General features: G+C 33.9%; 1 protein-coding gene. It reads left to right on the top strand.

The annotated features are described in order from the left end of the window. Positions 1-242: GW dipeptide domain-containing protein (locus RYX56_RS24750; RefSeq protein WP_317124440.1), on the top strand; the 242-nt coding region annotated here is incomplete at both ends.

Raw genomic sequence — 242 nt, forward strand, 5'->3', positions numbered from 1 at the left:
GAACCGTAAAAGGAACGTATTTTTTGTGTTATCATGCCGGGAAACAAATTGGCTGGTTAGACCATAATGCAGTTTCGATTATTGATAAACCTGTCATTATTTCAGAAAAAACTGTTAAAAAGATTGCTGAAGTTCATGTATCAAATGATGAAGTGATTTTGGAAACGCTTGAGGACCTTGGAAGTGTGGAACCATCAAAAGCACTACAAAAATTTAATGGAAAAACTGTAACAATTGATAAG

Source organism: Alkalihalophilus lindianensis (genome assembly GCF_032843265.1).
Classification (GTDB): domain Bacteria; phylum Bacillota; class Bacilli; order Bacillales; family Bacillaceae_D; genus Alkalihalophilus; species Alkalihalophilus lindianensis.